This window comes from Janthinobacterium rivuli (genome assembly GCF_009208735.1).
Taxonomy (GTDB): domain Bacteria; phylum Pseudomonadota; class Gammaproteobacteria; order Burkholderiales; family Burkholderiaceae_D; genus Janthinobacterium.
The window spans coordinates 18,036-33,948 of sequence record NZ_WFLJ01000021.1 but is presented as its reverse complement, the minus strand read 5'-3'; the positions used below and the strand labels follow the sequence as shown (position 1 = coordinate 33,948).

Below are 15,913 nucleotides of genomic sequence, written 5' to 3'. Positions count from 1 at the left end.
GCCTGATCAACCATCCTTTGCCAGCGGCGCCCGGATGCGGTCTAATCATGGCTTGTTCCTTGACGAGGTTGCCATGCTGCCCACTTCCGCCATCGCCGCGCTGCGCGAAAAATTTCCCCTGATTACAGAACTGATGGCCTTGCAGCCCTTGAGCTGGTTCAACCCCGGCGTCGCACCGGCTGCCGAGGCCTTGAGCGACGTGGGCTTGACGGCGGCTGACGTGGCGGACGCCAGCGCGCGCCTGGCGCGCTTTGCGCCCTATCTCGCCAAGGCGTTTCCGGAAACGCAGGCCAGCGGCGGCGTCATCGAGTCGCCCGTCGTGCCGCTGCCCGCCATGCAGGCGACGCTGGGTTTGGCGTCAGGCATGACGAGCGGTCAGCTATGGCTCAAACAGGATAGCCATTTGCCCATTTCCGGTTCCATCAAGGCGCGCGGCGGCATCTATGAAGTGCTGAAACACGCGGAAACGCTGGCGCTGGACGCCGGTTTGCTGAAGGAGGGCGATGATTACAGCCTGCTGGCCAGCGACGCCGTGCGCGCCTTCTTTGGCCAGTATGCGATCGCCGTCGGTTCCACGGGCAATCTGGGCTTGTCGATCGGCATCATGAGCGCGCGCCTGGGCTTTCGCGCCACCGTGCACATGTCGGCCGACGCGCGCCAATGGAAGAAGGACAGGTTGCGCAGCCACGGCGTCACCGTCGTCGAATACGCGACCGATTACAGCGTGGCCGTGGAAGCGGGGCGCAGGCAGGCGCGGAACGACCCCACCTGCCACTTCGTCGATGATGAAAACTCGCACGATCTGTTTCTCGGCTACGCGGTGGCGGGACAGCGGCTGAAAGCCCAGTTCGAGCAGCTCGGCGTCGCGGTCGATGCGACTCACCCCCTGTTCGCGTACTTGCCGTGCGGCGTGGGCGGCGGCCCCGGCGGCGTGGCCTTCGGCTTGAAGCTGGCCTTTGGCGATGCCGTTCACTGCGTGTTCGTCGAGCCGACCCACTCGCCGTGCATGCTGCTGGGCGTGCACACGGGCTTGCATGACGGCATCAGCGTGCAGGAGATCGGCATCGACAACCTGACGGCCGCCGATGGCCTGGCCGTGGGACGCCCGTCCGGTTTCGTCGGACGCGCCATGCAGCGGCTGATCGACGGCTACGCCACCGTCACGGATGAAGAACTGTACCGCCTGCTGGCGACGCTGGAGCAAACGCAAGGCTTGCGCCTGGAACCGTCCGCCGTGGCCGGCTTCGCGGGCATTCCTCCCGTGCTGGCGGCGCCGCAGTACCAGACCAACCTGGCGCAGGCCACGCACCTCGTGTGGGGCACGGGAGGCAGCATGGTGCCGGAGGACGAAATGGCCGCCTACGTGGCGCGGGGCCGCGCCTTGCTGGCGGCCGGAGCCGCCTGATGCCTGCCGGCGCGCCCCTGACGGCCAGCCAGTTCGCCAACCTGCACACCTTCCTGGTGGCGGCGCGCCACGCCAGCTTCGCGCTGGCCGCGCAGGAACTGGCGCTCACGCCCAGCGCCGTCAGCCACCGCATCGCCCGCCTGGAAGCGGGCCTGGGCCTGCGCCTGTTCGAACGCCTGACGCGCCAAGTCAGGCTGACGCCAGACGGCGAACGCATCTTCGCCGCCCTGCAAATCGGCTGGGACGGCTTGCATGCGGCCATCGCCGGCGGCGATGCGCTGGCGGGCGGCATCACCGTGCATGCGCGCCCCTCCATCGCCCAGGGCTGGCTGGTGCCGCGCCTGGCGGGGTTCGCCGCGCGGTATCCGGACGTGTCGATCGATTTGCGTGTCGGCAATGACAGCGTGGACTTTCGCGCCGGCCAGGTCGACCTGGCCTTGCACTATGGCGATGGCCACTTTCCCGGTCTCGTATCGCGCAAGCTGATGGACGAATGGCTGGCGCCCGTGTGCAGCCCGCAATATGCGCGCGACCACGGCTTGCTGGATATGCCGCACAAGCTGCGTGACGCCACCGTGCTGCACGACACGCTGGCCTGGCCCGCCTGCGCGCCCGACGCCGAGTGGCGCCTGTGGCTGGACGCGCAGGCGCCAGCGGTGAACCTGCCCGCGCGCAGTCTGCGTTTCGACCGCGCCGACCTGTGCGCGCAAGCGGCCATCCACCACGCGGGCGTGGCCATGGGACGGCGCCAGCTGGTGCAGCCGTGGCTGGACAGCGGCGAACTGGTGCTGCCGTTCGGCGGGTTCAACCTGGCCAGTCCGCAGGCCTATTATCTCGTGCATAGCGGACGCGCCCCGCTGCCGGCAAGAGTGCAGGTCCTGTTCGACTGGCTAGTGGGGCAGGCACTTGATACACTGCGCCCCTCATTGTCCACGCGCACGAAAGAATTCCCATGCAGCCATCTTCCTTGACCCCAACGCCGCCACAGGAATTGCGCACGACTGCGCTCGCCTGCCTGCTGGAACCGGACCCGGCGACCAAGGTGGCGATGGTGGCGGCCATGGCCGAAGCCGAACTGGCGCTGGACGTCAGGGCGCCATTGGCCCCGACCGGCGCCGTGCCGGGCCGTCCCGAGCGCCCGGAACTGGTGCCGCCGCGCCTGGTGGGGCGGCGCTCGATGATCACGCCGGAAGGGCGCGCCATGCTGGTGCACGCGCTCGCGCACATCGAGTTCAACGCGATGAACCTGGCGCTCGACGCCCTGTGGCGCTTCCCGGACTTGCCCGCTGAATACTACACGGACTGGCTGCGCGTGGCGAAAGAAGAGGCCACGCACTTCGCCATGCTGCAGGCGCACCTGCAGGTGCTGGGCCACACGTATGGCGACTTCCCCGGCCACGACAGCCTGTGGGAAATGGTCGACAAGACGCGCGGCGACGTGCTGGCGCGCATGGCGCTGGTGCCGCGCACCTTGGAAGCGCGGGGCCTGGACGCGATTCCGCCGCTGCGCGCCAAGCTGGCACAGGCGGGCGACCTGGCCGCCGCCGCCATCCTCGACATCATCCTGCGCGACGAAGTGGGGCACGTGGAAATCGGCAACCGCTGGTACGGCTATCTGTGCGATCAACGGGGGCTGGACTTGCGCGCCACCTATGCCGAGCTGGCGCTGCGCTACGAAGCGCCCACCTTGCGCGGCCCGTTCAACCTGGAAGCGCGGCGCCGGGCCGGGTTTTCAGAGCTGGAACTGTCCGACTTGCCTTCCTGACGCCAGCGCTAAGGGTGCGCCGTGATGCTGATGTGCCAGTGACTCAGGTGTCCCTGCTCGATGTGCACTTTCACCGGCTTGATCCAGGCGGCCACGCCCGGGATCTTGTCGGCCGGACTGGCGGAAAAACGCCCGTCGACGAGGGCCAGCTTGACGAAGCTGGGGCCGATGTAGATGACGCGCGTGCTGGCCGGCGCCGCTTCCTTGGCCAGCATGGCCCGGTTCGCCGCGATCCACGCCCGCAGCAGCGCCAGTTTCGGCTTTTGCGGCGGGTTGGCCGCCACTTCCGCCTTCGCTGCATTGATCAGCTGCTTGATGGCGGCGCCATTGCCCTGGCCGCCCAGCGCATCCGTGTAGCCGCCCGTGCCGTCCGCATAGCGCAAGTCGAGCTGCTGACCGTCGCTGTGGCCGCTGTGCCCGAGGATGGAGCGGCCCGCCGCCGTCTGCGTCACATGCTGGCCGCTGATGTCGTCGAAGCGGTAAGCCTTGCCCGCCAGCCAGGCGATGGCCAGGCGCGTGGCCCACGAATCGCCGCCCGCGTCGCGCGTGCCGTAGCGCCGCGCCGCCAGCGCCGCCTCGTTGTTGGCCAGGTACAGGGGAATGTAGGCCGTGTCGCCCTTCAATTCCACCTGCCCCCCTTCGGCCGGGTCGGAGCTGGCGTCGGTATTGTCGACGCGGCCCTTCAGGCGCAAGGTGACGACGGCCTTCTTGTTGATGGCGCCGGCAAAGGCGGGCAGCACCAGGCTGGGAAATGTGACTTTGCCGGCGCTCTTGGTATTGGTCTGTGACAACAAATTCTCCGTGCTGAAGGCGGGGTTGTTGCCGTCCGATGAAATGCCGATGTTGACTTCCGTGATCGTCGCCGCCGCCGGCGTGTAGTGCAATTCCAGCGGCACGGTGTGGGTGGCCGTCGCCGTTCCTTGCGAGACGGAAACGTATGGCCCCGGCAGATTGCCCGTCAGCTTGATCGGCTGCAGCACCGGGTGGCCGGCCTTGTTCGGCGAGAGGAATTTCGCCTGCGTCACCTTCAATCCCTTGCACGCGAGACCCAGCTCGACCGTCGTCACGGTGGCCAGGAGGTTGTCGCCGATATTCGTGGCGCTGACGTTGCCGCCCAGGCTCAACGCCCCATCCTTGGTCTGCTTGCTGACGTCGACGCATTCCGTCCTGACGATGGTGCCCTGCGTGTAGTGCGTCTGGTTGACGGCGCCCGCGGCGGCCAGGCTGGCGCCGGGCAAGCCGGTCACCGCATAGGACCATGTGTCGTTGTAGCGGCTTTGCTGCGTCGTAAACACGGGGTATTCGGCCGTGCTGACGGTGATCTTCACGCCCACGTTGTTCGTGCCCTTGGGCACGGTGAAAACGATGGGCGTGGTGACGGTCTGGCCTTGCGCGGCCGCCGTGGCGACAAAGGTCTTGCTGTTTTCGTCATCCTGCGGCGTGACGTCGGCCGTGCCACGGGGGCGGGCCGGCACCTCGCGCGCGGGCGGCCCGGCGCCATCCTGCCTGACCGTGCCCGCGACATAGCTTGTCGCTCCGGCGCGCTGGCCCAGGCCAGGCCCGTACGGATAGACGATGTCGACGCTGACGGTGCTGCTGTTGTCGAAGACGGCGGCGCTGACGCTGACCACGTTCGGGTGGACCAGGTCATTCAAGGTCAGCTGGCAGGTGTCGGGCAGCACGCCATCGAAGTGGAAGGCGCCCGTGGCGTCGACCACGGCCACCTGGCGCTGGTGGCTGTTGTAGCCGGCCAATAACATCTTCTTGCCGGCCAGCCCCGTGGCGTTGCCGCCTGCCGGCGTGCGCAGCTGTCCCTGCAGCGCGATGCCGGACTTGACGACGAGCAAGGCATAGCTGGCCGTGAATTCGCCGTCCTGCGAGACGAAATTGAGGTGCAGGTCGTAGCTGCCGTTGGGCAAGGATGCCAGCAATTGCCGCATGGCCGTGGCGCCGATGCGGAAGGCGCCGCTGGCCGCGTCGAAGACCCAGTACTGCTTGAGGCTGACGGCCGTGCCGCCCGGCATGGACAGCAGGCCGTCGCTGTCATCCTGCAGGGACATGGTAGCGGCACCCGGCAGGCGGAACGCCATGCCGTCCGGCTGCAGGCGGTTGTTCGGCCCCAACCCCGTGATGGCCAGCACGGGCGCCGTGGCGGGCAGGTTGCCGTCGTCGTCCGGCTCCACATGGGTTTCCACGGCCGTAGGCAGTTCCGTCTGGATCAGCACGTTCATCGTGGTGACGCTGTTGCCCTTGCTGAGGGAAAACTGCGCGTGCTGGTCGACGCCCGTGTCGCCGGGTGTGGAAAAGCGCAGGCTGCCATCCTGCAGCAGCACGTCGGTGATGGCGCCGCTGACCTTGACGCTGTCGGCGCCGTCCGTAAAGCCCAGCCCGGCCAGCGACAGCACCACCACTTGCGCGGGCCGCACGGGATCGAGTTCGATGCTGGCGTTGGCGCTGAAGGTCCACGTCAGGCCCGCGCTCTGGAAGGCGATGCTGCGCTCGATGCGCACGATGATGGTGTCGTCGGGCGTGACGGTGGCGCCCGCGTCGATGCTGCCGGCCAGCACGTCGCCATCGATGATGGTGCTGCCTTCGGGCGCGCTGGTGAGCACGGCTCGCACATTGCTGGCCGCCGCGCTGCCATTGTTGCGGATGTGCACGCGGTAGGTGTAGTCCCAGGCCGTGCGGCTGACGCGCTGCTCGGCCACTTTTTCCAGCCGTGTCACTTCGAAGTCGCCGGCGGCCTGCGCGGTGGTACTGGTCATCGCTGCGGTGGCCAGCATGACTTTGGGCGTGGGCGGCTGCGTGGGGTCGTTCGGCCCGCCGCAGGCGCACAGGCCCAGCGCCAGGCCCGTGGCCAGCGCGGCGATGGACAGCCCGCGGCGCCGCAGGCTGGCCAAGGCCAGGACGCCCGCCAGCAGCAGCCAGGGCGTGGAGGGCAGGGCGACGGCGGCTGGCCGCGTGAGGCCCGTTTCGAGCGCGATGAAGGAGACGGGGTCGAGGATGGAAAAGGCCTGGGCGCCGGGGCTGCCCGCGCCCAGGTAATCGAAGGTGACGGAAAAGCCCGTGGCCGTGGCACCGGGATGGATGCCGTCGGCCAGCGCCAGCGCGTCGAGGTAGCCGCTGGCGGGAATGGCGGGATCGGGCTGCACCAGCACAACGTCCCAAGCGGGCGCCGTGGCGACATTGTGCAGCGTGGCGTACGGGCCCACGCTGAAGAACAAGGTGAATTCGGCGATGGACACGGCCAGGGTGGTATTGCTGACGGTATAGTCGTAGCGCCACTGCGTGCCACCCAGCGACGTCGCCGTGTAGCCGATGCTGGTGGCGTGCGCGGCACCCATCGCGCACAGCAGCAGCGCCAGCAGCACCTGTTTGATAAAGCTCATGATCGTTCCCCCGTCGACTGGCGCCAAGCGTGCCCAGGCAAGAGGTCAAGCAGGAAGCATTCCCGTAAAAATTATGCTGTAAAAACAGGGACTTGACTGATGCGGGCCGGCGCCGGTGTCAAATCCGTCGACACCTGTCTCGATGGATGAACGCTGTCAGCGCTGTCCTACTCATCTTGTCGAAACTGTCCGATTGTATGCCTTGGGGAAACACGCGATGATCATGCCCATGCTGCAACAGCCAACCAGTCCGACGGAGTATGCGATGCAAAAGCCAGACCAGTCCATTCACGTGAACAAGCCGTTCCTGCTGATTTGCCTGTTTACCTTGGCGATCCTGTCGGCCACGCTGTTCACCACGGACGATGCGCCGGCGAACGCCGCCGCCCCGGCCGCCGTGGCGCGCGATGTGGGCCACGGCGCCTTGCCCGTCTGCGGCAGCGACGCCCTCACGCTGTCGGCCCGGTGCCAGCCCCAGCCGGCACGCCAGGCTTGACCGCACCCTGCAGCCGCTGCTGCAGCAAGGCCAGCACGGCCGCTTCCTCCGGCTTCAGCGCCGGCAGCTCTTCCCGCAACTGTTCCTGCGCCCGCGCGCGCATGCCTGCCAATAAACTGCCGTCCAGATACGATTCCAGCACGGCCGGGTGCACATAGCACTTGCGGCAGATCGTCGGCGTGTTGCCCAGCTTTTTTGCCACCGACTCGATCGCCTTCACGATATTCTTCTTCGCTTGCGCCTCGGAATCGACCTGTTCGAACGCCTGCAGAGCCAGCGCGGCCAGCACGGTGCCGGACCAGGTGCGGAAATCCTTGGCCGTGTAGTCTTCGCCCGTCACGGCGCGCAGGTAATCGTTGACGTCGCCCGAATCGACGCCGTGGCGCGCGCCCTCCGCATCGACATATTGAAACAGTTCCTGTCCCGGCAGTTCGCGCATGCGCCGCAGCACCCTGGCGAGGCGCCGGTCGCTCAGGGCGATATCGTGGCGCACGCCGCTCTTGCCCTTGAAGTGGAAGGCCACGGCGCTGCCGTCGACTTGCACATGGCGCGTGCGCAGGGTGGTCAGGCCGAACGATTGGTTTGTGCGCGCGTATTCCTCGTTGCCGATGCGCATCATCGTCAATTCCAGCAAGTGCACGATGGTGGCCAGCACTTTTTCACGCGGCAAGCCCGGCAGCTGCATGCCGTGCGCGACGGCGGCGCGGATGGCGGGCAGGGCGCGGCCAAAGCTGAGCATGCGCTCATACTTGACCTCGTCGCGCACCTGGCGCCAGCGCGCATGGTAGCGATACTGCTTGCGGCCGCGCGTGTCGCGCCCCGTCGCCTGCAAATGACCGTTGGCGCGCGTGCAGATCCATACGTCGGTCCAGGCCGGCGGAATGGCCAGCGCCTTGATGCGCATCAAGCTGGCGGCATCGCGCAAGAGCTGGCCGTCCGCGTCGCGGTAACGGAACTTGCCGGGCTTGCCCAGACGGGCAATGCCGCTCTGGTGGTCGCCCGTGTAGCGCAGGCCGGCGGCCCGGGCCGTGGTGGTGGCAGATATTTCCATGAAGATAGCTTACCTTGCACGCCGCGCGCCCTGCGCGCCGTTATGCTAAGGTGCGCATTCGTAACGCCGTGCGCGGCAGACAGGAGCAGCAGATGTTTGGCAGAAAAAAGAATCTGGAAGAAGACCACGCCCCCCAGGTCGACAAGCAGTATGAAAAGAAATATACGGATGACAGCTTCTGGGACAAGGTCGTCAAGTTCGCCAAGACGGCGGGACGCGAAGTCATCGAGAAAGCGCTGTGGCTGTACTACGCGGCGCAGCAGCCGAATACCCCGCTGTGGGCCAAGACGGCCATCTATGGCGCGCTCGGCTATTTCATTTCGCCCATCGATGCGATTCCCGACATCACGCCCGTGGTCGGCTATGCGGATGACCTGGCCGTGCTGGCGGCGGCCGTCGCCACGGTCGCCACCTACATCACGGCCGACGTCAAGCAGCGCGCGGCCGAGAAGCTGCGCGGCTGGTTCGGCGCTTCTTAATTGCCGGGCGGCGCAGCGGGAGCGGGCTGGCCCCGCACGGCGTTGCGGTACTTGGCCTTCGCCTCGGCCATCTTCACCGCCTCGCTGGCGATGTTTTGCGCCTTGATGCGGGCTTTTTCACTCTTGCTGCGCTGTTGCGCCACGTCCTTGTTGCCGATGCGATTGGTCATGCTGGTCTCCCGTGTTGAAAAAGGTCCGACCAGCACAGCATACGTGCTTGCCCGGACGCCACCGTGCGTCCGTTCACACAAGGCTATGCTTATTTCGCCGGCGCGCCGCTGCGCCCGTGGGCCAGCAGGCGCAGCACGACTTCTTTCTGGAAGGAACGAAATTCCTTGTCGGCGCTGACGTTGGCGAAGGCCAGCACGGCCGTCCTGCTGGCGCGGTCGACGCAGACGACGGACGCGGCGCCCGGATCGCCGCCGCTGTGCGTGGCCAGCGTCTTGCCGTCCACGTCGCGCAGCAGCCAGACCAGGGCCTGGCGCACGGACGAGTCGGCGGGCACGACGGGGGCCGCTTGCGGGGCGAAAAACAATTGTAGGGTGGCATCTTGCAGGTAGCGGTGGCCATCGACCCGGCCGCCATTGCTGAAAATGGCCAGGAAACGGGCAAAGTCATGCGCCGAGCTGCGCAGCAGGCCGGCCGGCCAGTCCGGATAGCCGACGGGCGGCAGCACTTGCAGGCCCGTTTCCTTGTGCGCATACGGCTGGGCGACGACGGCGCGCCGGGGCAAGCCGGCCAGGCTCCACGCAGTGTTGTCCATGCCCAGCGGTTCGAACAGGTGCTCGTGCGCAAAGGCATCGAGGCCATCGGGGTTCAAACGGCCCACCAGATAGCCGAGCAGGGCGATGCCCACATTGCTGTAGCGCCATTCCGTGCCGGGCCGGGCGGCAAACGAAACATCCGCGTCGTACCAGGCGCCGCCGCGCGACAGGTAGCCCTTGACGAAGTCGCGCAGCGGTAAGCGCGGGTCGCCCTGCACGGCGAACGCCGTCGTCTTGTCGTACACGGCGTCGGAAATGCCCGAGGTGTGGCTGAGCAAATGGCGAAAGGTGATGGGCACGTCGGGAAACTTCGGGTGCATGAGCGGGAAGTCCAGGTAAGCCGCCACCTTGTCGTCGAGCTGGAAGGCGCCCTGTTCCAGCAGCATCATGACGGCCGTGGCCGTGACGAGCTTGCTGACGGAGGCGACATGGAACACCGTGTTGGCATCGACCTTCTTGCCGGCCTGGATGTCGGCCCAGCCATAGCCGCGCGTGAAAACGGTTTGCTCGCCGCGCACCACGGCCACGCTCATGCCCGGCGTTTCCGTGCGGGCCAGGCCATCGCGCATGAAGCCGTCAAATTCCGTTTCCCACGCCAGCCTGGCCGGATCGGTGGCGCAGCCCGTTTGCAGCAGGGCCAGTGAGACGCCCAGTCCCAGCACGCTTCGTCGTTTCATTGATTCTCTCTTTTGCCATTTTGAATGATCTTAACAATATTTCTGCCCGGCATAGGGGCGATTGACAAAACATTGCTGTGTAGCAATGACAAAGTGGGCTGACCGGTGCTTATTTGCACCAGTCATTTGCGCCAGTAGCGTTCCAGCAGCGGCTTGACCGTCAGGCCGTGCGCGACGATGGAGAGGATGACGACGACGAGGGTGATATCGGCCAGCTCGCGCGCCAGGCCGGGCGGCAAGCCGTGCGCGATGGCATAGCTGAGGTAGTACAGCGAGCCGATGCCGCGCACGCCGAACCAGGCGGCCAGTCCCCGCAGGCGCATGCCGGTGCCCGACGCCAGCAAGCCCAGCATCACGCTGGCCGGGCGCGCCACGAGCAGCAGGAACAGCGCCACGCTCCACGCCTGCCAGCTCCAGGCGGCGGCCGTGACGGTGCCGCCCAGCAATAGCACCAGGGTCAGTTCGGACAGGCGTTCCAGGTGTTCCTTGAAGACGAGCGATTCGCCGCTGACGGTCAGCGGCACCTCGCTGTCGTGCGGCTGGGCGGCGGACACGGCATGGGTTTCTTCCGCCTGCAGCAAGCCTTGCCGGTCTTCGGGCGCGCCGGCCAGCCGCAGCTCCGTCTGGCGCAAGGCCACGCCGGCAAAGAACACGGCCAAAAAGCCCCACGCGTGCAGCCAGGTGGCCACGCCATACACGAGGGCGATCAAGCCCAGGGCCGCCAGGTCGTCCAGCATCGCGTGTTTCGGTTCCTTGGCGCGCACCTGCCAGCCCAGCCAGGCCAGCAGCGCGCCGCCGGCCGCGCCCAAGGCGATGGCGGCGCCGCTGGCCCAGCATAAATCGCGCCACAGCCAGGTGGCGCCAAGCGGGCCCAGCTCATGCAGGCCGAGCAAGCCCAGGCCCAGCATGACGAAGGGAAAACCGCTGCCATCGTTCATGCCCGCCTCGCTGGTCAGGATGAAGCGCAATTGCTCGCTGTCGCCCGCATGGCGCAGCTGCACGTCGGTGGCAAGCACGGGGTCGGTGGGGGCGAGGATGGCGCCCAGCAGCACGCCCGCGCCCAGGGGCAGGCCCAGCACCAGACATGCAAAAGCTGCCACCAGGGCCACGGAAATGGCCATCGACAGCCACGCCAGGCGGAGCGAGGGCAGCCAGCGCGCCAGGCTGAAGGGCACGGGCATCTTGACGCCGGCGGAAAACAGAGAGATGAGGACGGCGATTTCCGTCAGGGTTTCCAGCAGCGAGGCCTGCCGCACCAGATCGAACGCGAACAGGCCGAGGAACATGGGCCCCAGCAGCAGGCCCACGCCCAGGTAAGCCATGGCCGAGGTCAAAGGCAGGCGCGTGATGCGGTCGGCGCCCAGGCCGCGCGCCAGCATCAGGCAGCCGATCAGGATGAACCAGGCGGTGGTGCTCATGCGAACCATTGTAGCGGCGCGCGGGCCAGGGCAGCGCGCCGCAGGTTTTACGCCATGGTCTTCGCCTTGTGCAGCGCCACGCTGTCGTTCTGCGCCTGCATGGCGCGCACTTCGATGGGGTCGTGCGTGGAGCGCAGGCGGGGCAGGCTGTGCGGATAATTGGTGGTGATGAAGGCCAGCATCTGCTCGCGCACGATGCAGCGCAGCTCGAAGGCCGTGCCCGAATCTTTCGCGCTGATGAGGAAACGCACGCGCACGGCCCGCTCGTTCGAATCCGTCGCCTGCACCGTGCAGACCCGGCCATCCCATTGCGCGGCGCCTTCGCAGATGCGCGTCAGTTCCGCGCGCAGCGGCGCGATCGGGATGCTGAAATCGAGCCACAGAAAGACCGTGCCCAGGATGTCCGAGGAGGTATGCGTCCAGTTCTCGAACGGATTTTCGATGAACCACTGCAGCGGCACGATCAGGCGCCGTTCATCCCACACGCGCACGACCACATACGTGCCCTTGATTTCCTCGACCGTGCCCCATTCGCCATTGACGATCAGCACGTCGTCGATGCGGATGGGTTGAGAGAACGCAATTTGCAGCCCGGCGATGAAATTGCCCAGCACGGGGCGGGCGGCGATACCGGCCACCAGGCCCGCCACACCGGCCGAGGCGAGCAGGCTGGCGCCGATCTGCCGCGCGCCGGGCAAGGTCAGCAGCACGAAGGACAAGCCCAGCAGGACGACGATGGCGTGCGCGCTGCGCGTCAGCACGCGGGCCTGCGTGATGCGGCGCCGCGCGCGCAGGTTGTCGGCCGCGTCGACGGGATTGATCTGGGAAATCGTGATGCTGAGCGACTCGATGCATTGCATGGCCAGCCAGGTCAGCGCGATGATCAGCGCCACGCTGGTGATATGCGACATGGCGACCAGTGCCGGCGTGTCGTCGGGCGCGCTGGCCAGCACCATGCGCAGGCCGAAGACGATCATGGACAACTGGCTGGCGCGGAAGGCCACGCGCGCGAGGTTGCGGGTGAACGGGTGGCCATTGGCCAGTTTTTTCAGCAAGCCGATGCCGGCCCGGTGCACTCCGATGGCGACCAGGGTGACGAGCAAGGCGGAAACGAGCACGGTCAGCGCCGAGCGCAGCGGGCCTCCCATCAGCGAGTGGAACGTGCTGAGATCCATAGGCGAAAACTCCTTGAAATGAGTGAAATGGATGTCGGAAGCGGCTATTTTACGGGCAGATGACGTAACGGGGGCGTGCGTTGCCGTACGGATAAGACTTCGATCAACGTGGATACTGGATGAAATTGCTGCGCTGCGCCATGTCACGTTGACATTTCAATACGGAAAGCAAACGGGCGTCGCCGCAGTGGAAATATAGTCATACTTGCCATGCTTTTTGTTTTTGCAAAGGAAAACGATGATAGTACGATCACTCCGAATGTCCTTGCGCTTCATCCTGCCACTGGCCCTGGTGCTGGGATTGTTTGCTTATATCGTGGTACCCCTGCTCGACAATATCACCCTGCGCTGGTATGTGCGCGACCTCGACAGCCGGGCGGAATTGCTCGCTGGAACCCTCCGGCCTTCGCTCGCCGACTACCTGCCCGCGCAGGACGCCACGCGCGTCAAAGAACTGTTCCAGGGCGCCACGCGCGACGAGCGCCTGATCGCCATCGGCTTTTGCGACAATGCGGGCCATTTGCTCTACCAATCCGCGCAATACCCGGCCTCCATCGGTTGCTGGAGCACGCCTCCCACGGGCGGCCTGTACAAATCCCTCGCGCAATTGCCGCAAGGCCAAGTCCACCTCAGCGAAACGCCCGTCATGCAGGACGCGTCCCAGCTGGGCCGCCTGGTGCTGGTGCAGGACATGAGCTTTGTCGAGCGCCGCAATACCGATACCAAGCGTTTCATCTTTGCCTTCCTGGCCGTGCTGGCCGTGCTCATTTCCCTGATGACCGTCTTCGTGGCCCACCTGAGCTGGCGCGGCTGGCTGTCGGCCGTGAAGGATATCTTGCGGGGCGAGTTGCTGCCGAAAAGCAATGGCGCCGTGGCCGCCGCCACGGCGCCCGCCGCCGCGCCCGCGCCGCCGCCGGAAATGCAGCCGCTGATCGGCGACTTGCGCGAATTGCTGCAGGAATACCATCTGGAACGCCAGGGTGACAATGGCTGGTCGTCCGACTGGACGCCGGACAAGCTGCGCGCCTTGCTGGAAGCGGATTTGCAGGGAGATCAGGTGCTGGTGGTGTCGAACCGCGAACCGTATATCCACACGAAAACAGATGCTGGCATTACCGTCCAGCGCCCCGCCAGCGGCCTGGTGACGGCCGTGGAAGCGGTGATGCGCGCCTGTTCCGGCACATGGATCGCGCATGGCGCCGGTTCCGCCGACCGCGAGACGGTCGACAAGCTCGACCACGTGCCCGTGCCGCCCGACAACCCCAGCTATACCTTGCGCCGCGTGTGGCTGACGGAAGAGGAAGAGCAGGGCTACTATTATGGCTTCGCCAATGAAGGCATGTGGCCGCTGTGCCATATCGCCCACGTGCGCCCCGTGTTCCGCTCGTCCGACTGGGACCAGTACGTGAAAGTCAACCGCCGCTTCGCCGACGCGGTGATCGCCGAGGCGAAGACGGACAATCCCGTCGTGCTGGTGCAGGATTACCACTTCGCCTTGTTGCCGCGCATGGTGCGCGAAGCCTTGCCGAAGGCGACGATTATCACTTTCTGGCATATCCCCTGGCCCAACTCGGAATCGTTCGGTATTTGCCCTTGGCGCGAGGAAATCCTCGACGGCTTGCTGGGCAGCACGATCCTCGGTTTCCACACGCCATTTCACCGCAAGAATTTCCTCGAAACGGTGGACCGCTACCTGGAAACCCGTATCGAACCGGAAGCGTCGACCATTTCCTACGGCGGCGAGATGACGCAGGTCGAGGATTACCCGATTTCCATCGCCTGGCCCGAAGACGATCCGGCGCAGCCCGACGTGGCCACGTGCCGCGCGCAAATCCGTGCCGAGCTGGGCGTGGCGCCCGACCATTTGCTGGGCATCGGCGTGGACCGCCTCGATTACACGAAAGGCATCGTCGAGCGCTTCCAGGCCGTCGAGCGCATGCTGGAGCAGCAGCCTGGCATGGTCGGTAACTTTACCTTCGTGCAAATCGCCGCTCCCAGCCGCGCGTCGCTCGATGAATATCAAAGTTTCGATGCGCGCGTGCGCAAGATGGTCGAGCGCATCAACCGCCGCTTCGGCAGCGGCGACTATGTGCCCATCCTGCTGAAGGCCGAGCACCATGGCCAGGACGATTTGCAGCGTTATTTCCGCGCCTCCGAGGTGTGCATGGTGACGAGCTTGCATGACGGCATGAACCTGGTGGCCAAGGAATTCATCGCCGCCCGCGACGACGAGCTGGGTGTGCTGGTGCTGTCGCAATTTACGGGCGCCGCGCGCGAGCTGCATGAAGCGCTGATCATCAACCCGTATCATATCGAGCAGGGCGCAGACGCCCTGTACCGCGCCCTCGTGATGCCGCCCGTGGAGCAGCGCGAGCGCATGAAGAGCATGCGGGCCCGTGTGAAACATTTCAATGTGTACCGCTGGGCCGGGCGCATGCTGCTGGACGCCGCCCGCTTGCGCCAGCGCGACAAGGTCATGACCAAGATCGACGCGCACAGCCGTATCAAGCGGCGCAAGGGGATCTGATGGCCAGTCTCCCTGACGATAGCGCGGCCCTGTTGCGGCTGCTGAGTACTGCCTGCAGCGCCGTTTTCCTCGACTTTGACGGCACCCTGGTCGACCTGGCGCCCACGCCCGACGGCGTGCGCCTGGAGCCGGGCGTGGTCGAGGCGCTGGCGCTGCTGGCCGAGCGCCACGGCGGCGCGCTGGCCCTCATTTCCGGGCGCCCCGTGGCGCAGATCGACGCCATGCTGGCGCCTTTGAGGCTGCCGGTGGCCGGCGTGCATGGCGTGGAGCGGCGCGGCGCCGATGGCACGTTCAGCGTGGCGGCCACGCCCGACGTGTCGCCCGTGTTGACGCGCGCGCAGGCCTTGGCCGCCGTCCACCCCGGCTTGCTGGTGGAACAGAAGCGGGGCGCCGTCGCCCTGCATTACCGGCTGGCGCCGCAACTGGAGCAATTGTGCCTGCAGGAAATGACGGCCGCCGTGCAAGCGTGCCCGGGGGTGTTGCTGTTGCATGGCAAAATGGTCCTGGAAGCCAAGCCGGCCGCCACCGACAAGGGCGGCGCCATCGCCGCCTTCATGCAGGAAGCCCCGTTCGCCGGCCGCCGGCCCGTGTTCGCGGGTGACGATACCACCGACGAGGCAGGCTTTGCCTTTGTACAACAAGCAGGCGGACAGGGCGTGAAAGTGGGCAACGGCCCCAGCGCCGCTGCCTTGCGCCTGGCCAGCCCCGGCGCCTTGCGCGCCGCCTTGCTGGCCGCCTCCGTATCCACGACCTCGAAGGAGTAGCCC

At 66.4% G+C, this 15,913-nt stretch carries 13 protein-coding genes; 7 read left to right on the top strand and 6 right to left on the bottom strand.

Features of this window, described 5'->3' with window-relative positions; all coding sequences use genetic code 11:
• The first annotated feature begins 73 nt into the window (after positions 1-73).
• From GCN78_RS24320 to GCN78_RS24310, 3 genes are read left to right on the top strand one after another with little or no spacing between them, the layout of a single operon-like run.
• Positions 74-1,405 carry a D-serine ammonia-lyase gene (locus tag GCN78_RS24320; protein WP_152254013.1) on the top strand — a complete coding sequence of 444 codons (1,332 nt, stop codon included), beginning with the start codon at positions 74-76 and terminating at the stop codon, positions 1,403-1,405.
• Positions 1,405-2,376, top strand: a complete 972-nt coding sequence (gene dsdC / locus GCN78_RS24315; RefSeq protein WP_152254012.1) for a DNA-binding transcriptional regulator DsdC — start codon at positions 1,405-1,407, stop codon at positions 2,374-2,376. Before GCN78_RS24320 ends, dsdC begins: the two co-directional genes overlap by 1 nt.
• Positions 2,358-3,170 carry a ferritin-like domain-containing protein gene (locus tag GCN78_RS24310; protein ID WP_152254011.1) on the top strand — a complete coding sequence of 271 codons (813 nt, stop codon included), beginning with the start codon at positions 2,358-2,360 and terminating at the stop codon, positions 3,168-3,170. The genes dsdC and GCN78_RS24310 overlap by 19 nt, the downstream gene beginning before the upstream one ends.
• An 8-nt stretch (positions 3,171-3,178) precedes the next feature.
• Here GCN78_RS24310 and GCN78_RS24305 read toward each other — a convergent pair whose 3' ends face one another.
• On the bottom strand, positions 3,179-6,559 hold the full coding sequence (locus GCN78_RS24305; RefSeq protein ID WP_152254010.1) for a hypothetical protein: 3,381 nt from the start codon (positions 6,557-6,559) through the stop codon (positions 3,179-3,181).
• Positions 6,560-6,824: 265 nt separating this feature from the next.
• Here GCN78_RS24305 and GCN78_RS24300 point away from each other — a divergent pair, with 265 nt between their 5' ends.
• A complete protein-coding gene (locus GCN78_RS24300) occupies positions 6,825-7,055 on the top strand; it encodes a hypothetical protein (protein WP_152254009.1) in 231 nt (76 codons plus the stop codon).
• Here the strand turns inward: GCN78_RS24300 and GCN78_RS24295 are convergent.
• A complete protein-coding gene (locus GCN78_RS24295; protein WP_152254008.1) occupies positions 7,009-8,106 on the bottom strand; it encodes a DNA topoisomerase IB in 1,098 nt (365 codons plus the stop codon). The genes GCN78_RS24300 and GCN78_RS24295 overlap by 47 nt on opposite strands.
• A 92-nt stretch (positions 8,107-8,198) precedes the next feature.
• Here GCN78_RS24295 and GCN78_RS24290 point away from each other — a divergent pair, with 92 nt between their 5' ends.
• On the top strand, positions 8,199-8,585 hold the full coding sequence (locus GCN78_RS24290; protein WP_152254007.1) for a YkvA family protein: 387 nt from the start codon (positions 8,199-8,201) through the stop codon (positions 8,583-8,585).
• Here the strand turns inward: GCN78_RS24290 and GCN78_RS29450 are convergent.
• From GCN78_RS29450 to GCN78_RS24275, 4 genes are all read right to left on the bottom strand, one after another.
• Positions 8,582-8,755: a hypothetical protein gene (locus GCN78_RS29450; protein WP_193316859.1), complete on the bottom strand. Its 174-nt coding sequence runs from the start codon at positions 8,753-8,755 to the stop codon at positions 8,582-8,584. The genes GCN78_RS24290 and GCN78_RS29450 overlap by 4 nt on opposite strands.
• Positions 8,756-8,844: 89 nt before the next feature.
• The gene (locus tag GCN78_RS24285) at positions 8,845-10,026 is read right to left on the bottom strand and encodes a serine hydrolase domain-containing protein (protein WP_152254006.1); all 1,182 of its coding nucleotides are present in this window, start codon (positions 10,024-10,026) and stop codon (positions 8,845-8,847) included.
• Between the two features lie 122 nt (positions 10,027-10,148).
• Positions 10,149-11,444 carry a cation:proton antiporter gene (locus tag GCN78_RS24280; RefSeq protein ID WP_152254005.1) on the bottom strand — a complete coding sequence of 432 codons (1,296 nt, stop codon included), beginning with the start codon at positions 11,442-11,444 and terminating at the stop codon, positions 10,149-10,151.
• 47 nt (positions 11,445-11,491) lie between these two features.
• A complete protein-coding gene (locus tag GCN78_RS24275) occupies positions 11,492-12,619 on the bottom strand; it encodes a mechanosensitive ion channel family protein (protein WP_152254004.1) in 1,128 nt (375 codons plus the stop codon).
• 259 nt (positions 12,620-12,878) lie between these two features.
• Here GCN78_RS24275 and GCN78_RS24270 point away from each other — a divergent pair, with 259 nt between their 5' ends.
• Positions 12,879-15,146, top strand: coding sequence for an alpha,alpha-trehalose-phosphate synthase (UDP-forming) (locus GCN78_RS24270; RefSeq protein WP_152254003.1), 2,268 nt, complete (start codon positions 12,879-12,881; stop codon positions 15,144-15,146).
• The gene (gene otsB / locus GCN78_RS24265; RefSeq protein WP_152254002.1) at positions 15,146-15,910 is read left to right on the top strand and encodes a trehalose-phosphatase; all 765 of its coding nucleotides are present in this window, start codon (positions 15,146-15,148) and stop codon (positions 15,908-15,910) included. The genes GCN78_RS24270 and otsB overlap by 1 nt, the downstream gene beginning before the upstream one ends.
• Positions 15,911-15,913: the final 3 nt, after the last annotated feature.

What these genes read in the sequence shown, in the direction of transcription:
- GCN78_RS24320 (WP_152254013.1), top strand. Translation starts at nt 74, where the DNA reads ATGCTGCCCACTTCCGCCATCGCCGCGCTGCGCGAAAAATTTCCCCTG.
- dsdC (WP_152254012.1), top strand. Translation starts at nt 1,405, where the DNA reads ATGCCTGCCGGCGCGCCCCTGACGGCCAGCCAGTTCGCCAACCTGCAC.
- GCN78_RS24310 (WP_152254011.1), top strand. Translation starts at nt 2,358, where the DNA reads ATGCAGCCATCTTCCTTGACCCCAACGCCGCCACAGGAATTGCGCACG.
- GCN78_RS24305 (WP_152254010.1), bottom strand. Translation starts at nt 6,559, where the DNA reads ATGAGCTTTATCAAACAGGTGCTGCTGGCGCTGCTGCTGTGCGCGATG.
- GCN78_RS24300 (WP_152254009.1), top strand. Translation starts at nt 6,825, where the DNA reads ATGCAAAAGCCAGACCAGTCCATTCACGTGAACAAGCCGTTCCTGCTG.
- GCN78_RS24295 (WP_152254008.1), bottom strand. Translation starts at nt 8,106, where the DNA reads ATGGAAATATCTGCCACCACCACGGCCCGGGCCGCCGGCCTGCGCTAC.
- GCN78_RS24290 (WP_152254007.1), top strand. Translation starts at nt 8,199, where the DNA reads ATGTTTGGCAGAAAAAAGAATCTGGAAGAAGACCACGCCCCCCAGGTC.
- GCN78_RS29450 (WP_193316859.1), bottom strand. Translation starts at nt 8,755, where the DNA reads ATGACCAATCGCATCGGCAACAAGGACGTGGCGCAACAGCGCAGCAAG.
- GCN78_RS24285 (WP_152254006.1), bottom strand. Translation starts at nt 10,026, where the DNA reads ATGAAACGACGAAGCGTGCTGGGACTGGGCGTCTCACTGGCCCTGCTG.
- GCN78_RS24280 (WP_152254005.1), bottom strand. Translation starts at nt 11,444, where the DNA reads ATGAGCACCACCGCCTGGTTCATCCTGATCGGCTGCCTGATGCTGGCG.
- GCN78_RS24275 (WP_152254004.1), bottom strand. Translation starts at nt 12,619, where the DNA reads ATGGATCTCAGCACGTTCCACTCGCTGATGGGAGGCCCGCTGCGCTCG.
- GCN78_RS24270 (WP_152254003.1), top strand. Translation starts at nt 12,879, where the DNA reads ATGTCCTTGCGCTTCATCCTGCCACTGGCCCTGGTGCTGGGATTGTTT.
- otsB (WP_152254002.1), top strand. Translation starts at nt 15,146, where the DNA reads ATGGCCAGTCTCCCTGACGATAGCGCGGCCCTGTTGCGGCTGCTGAGT.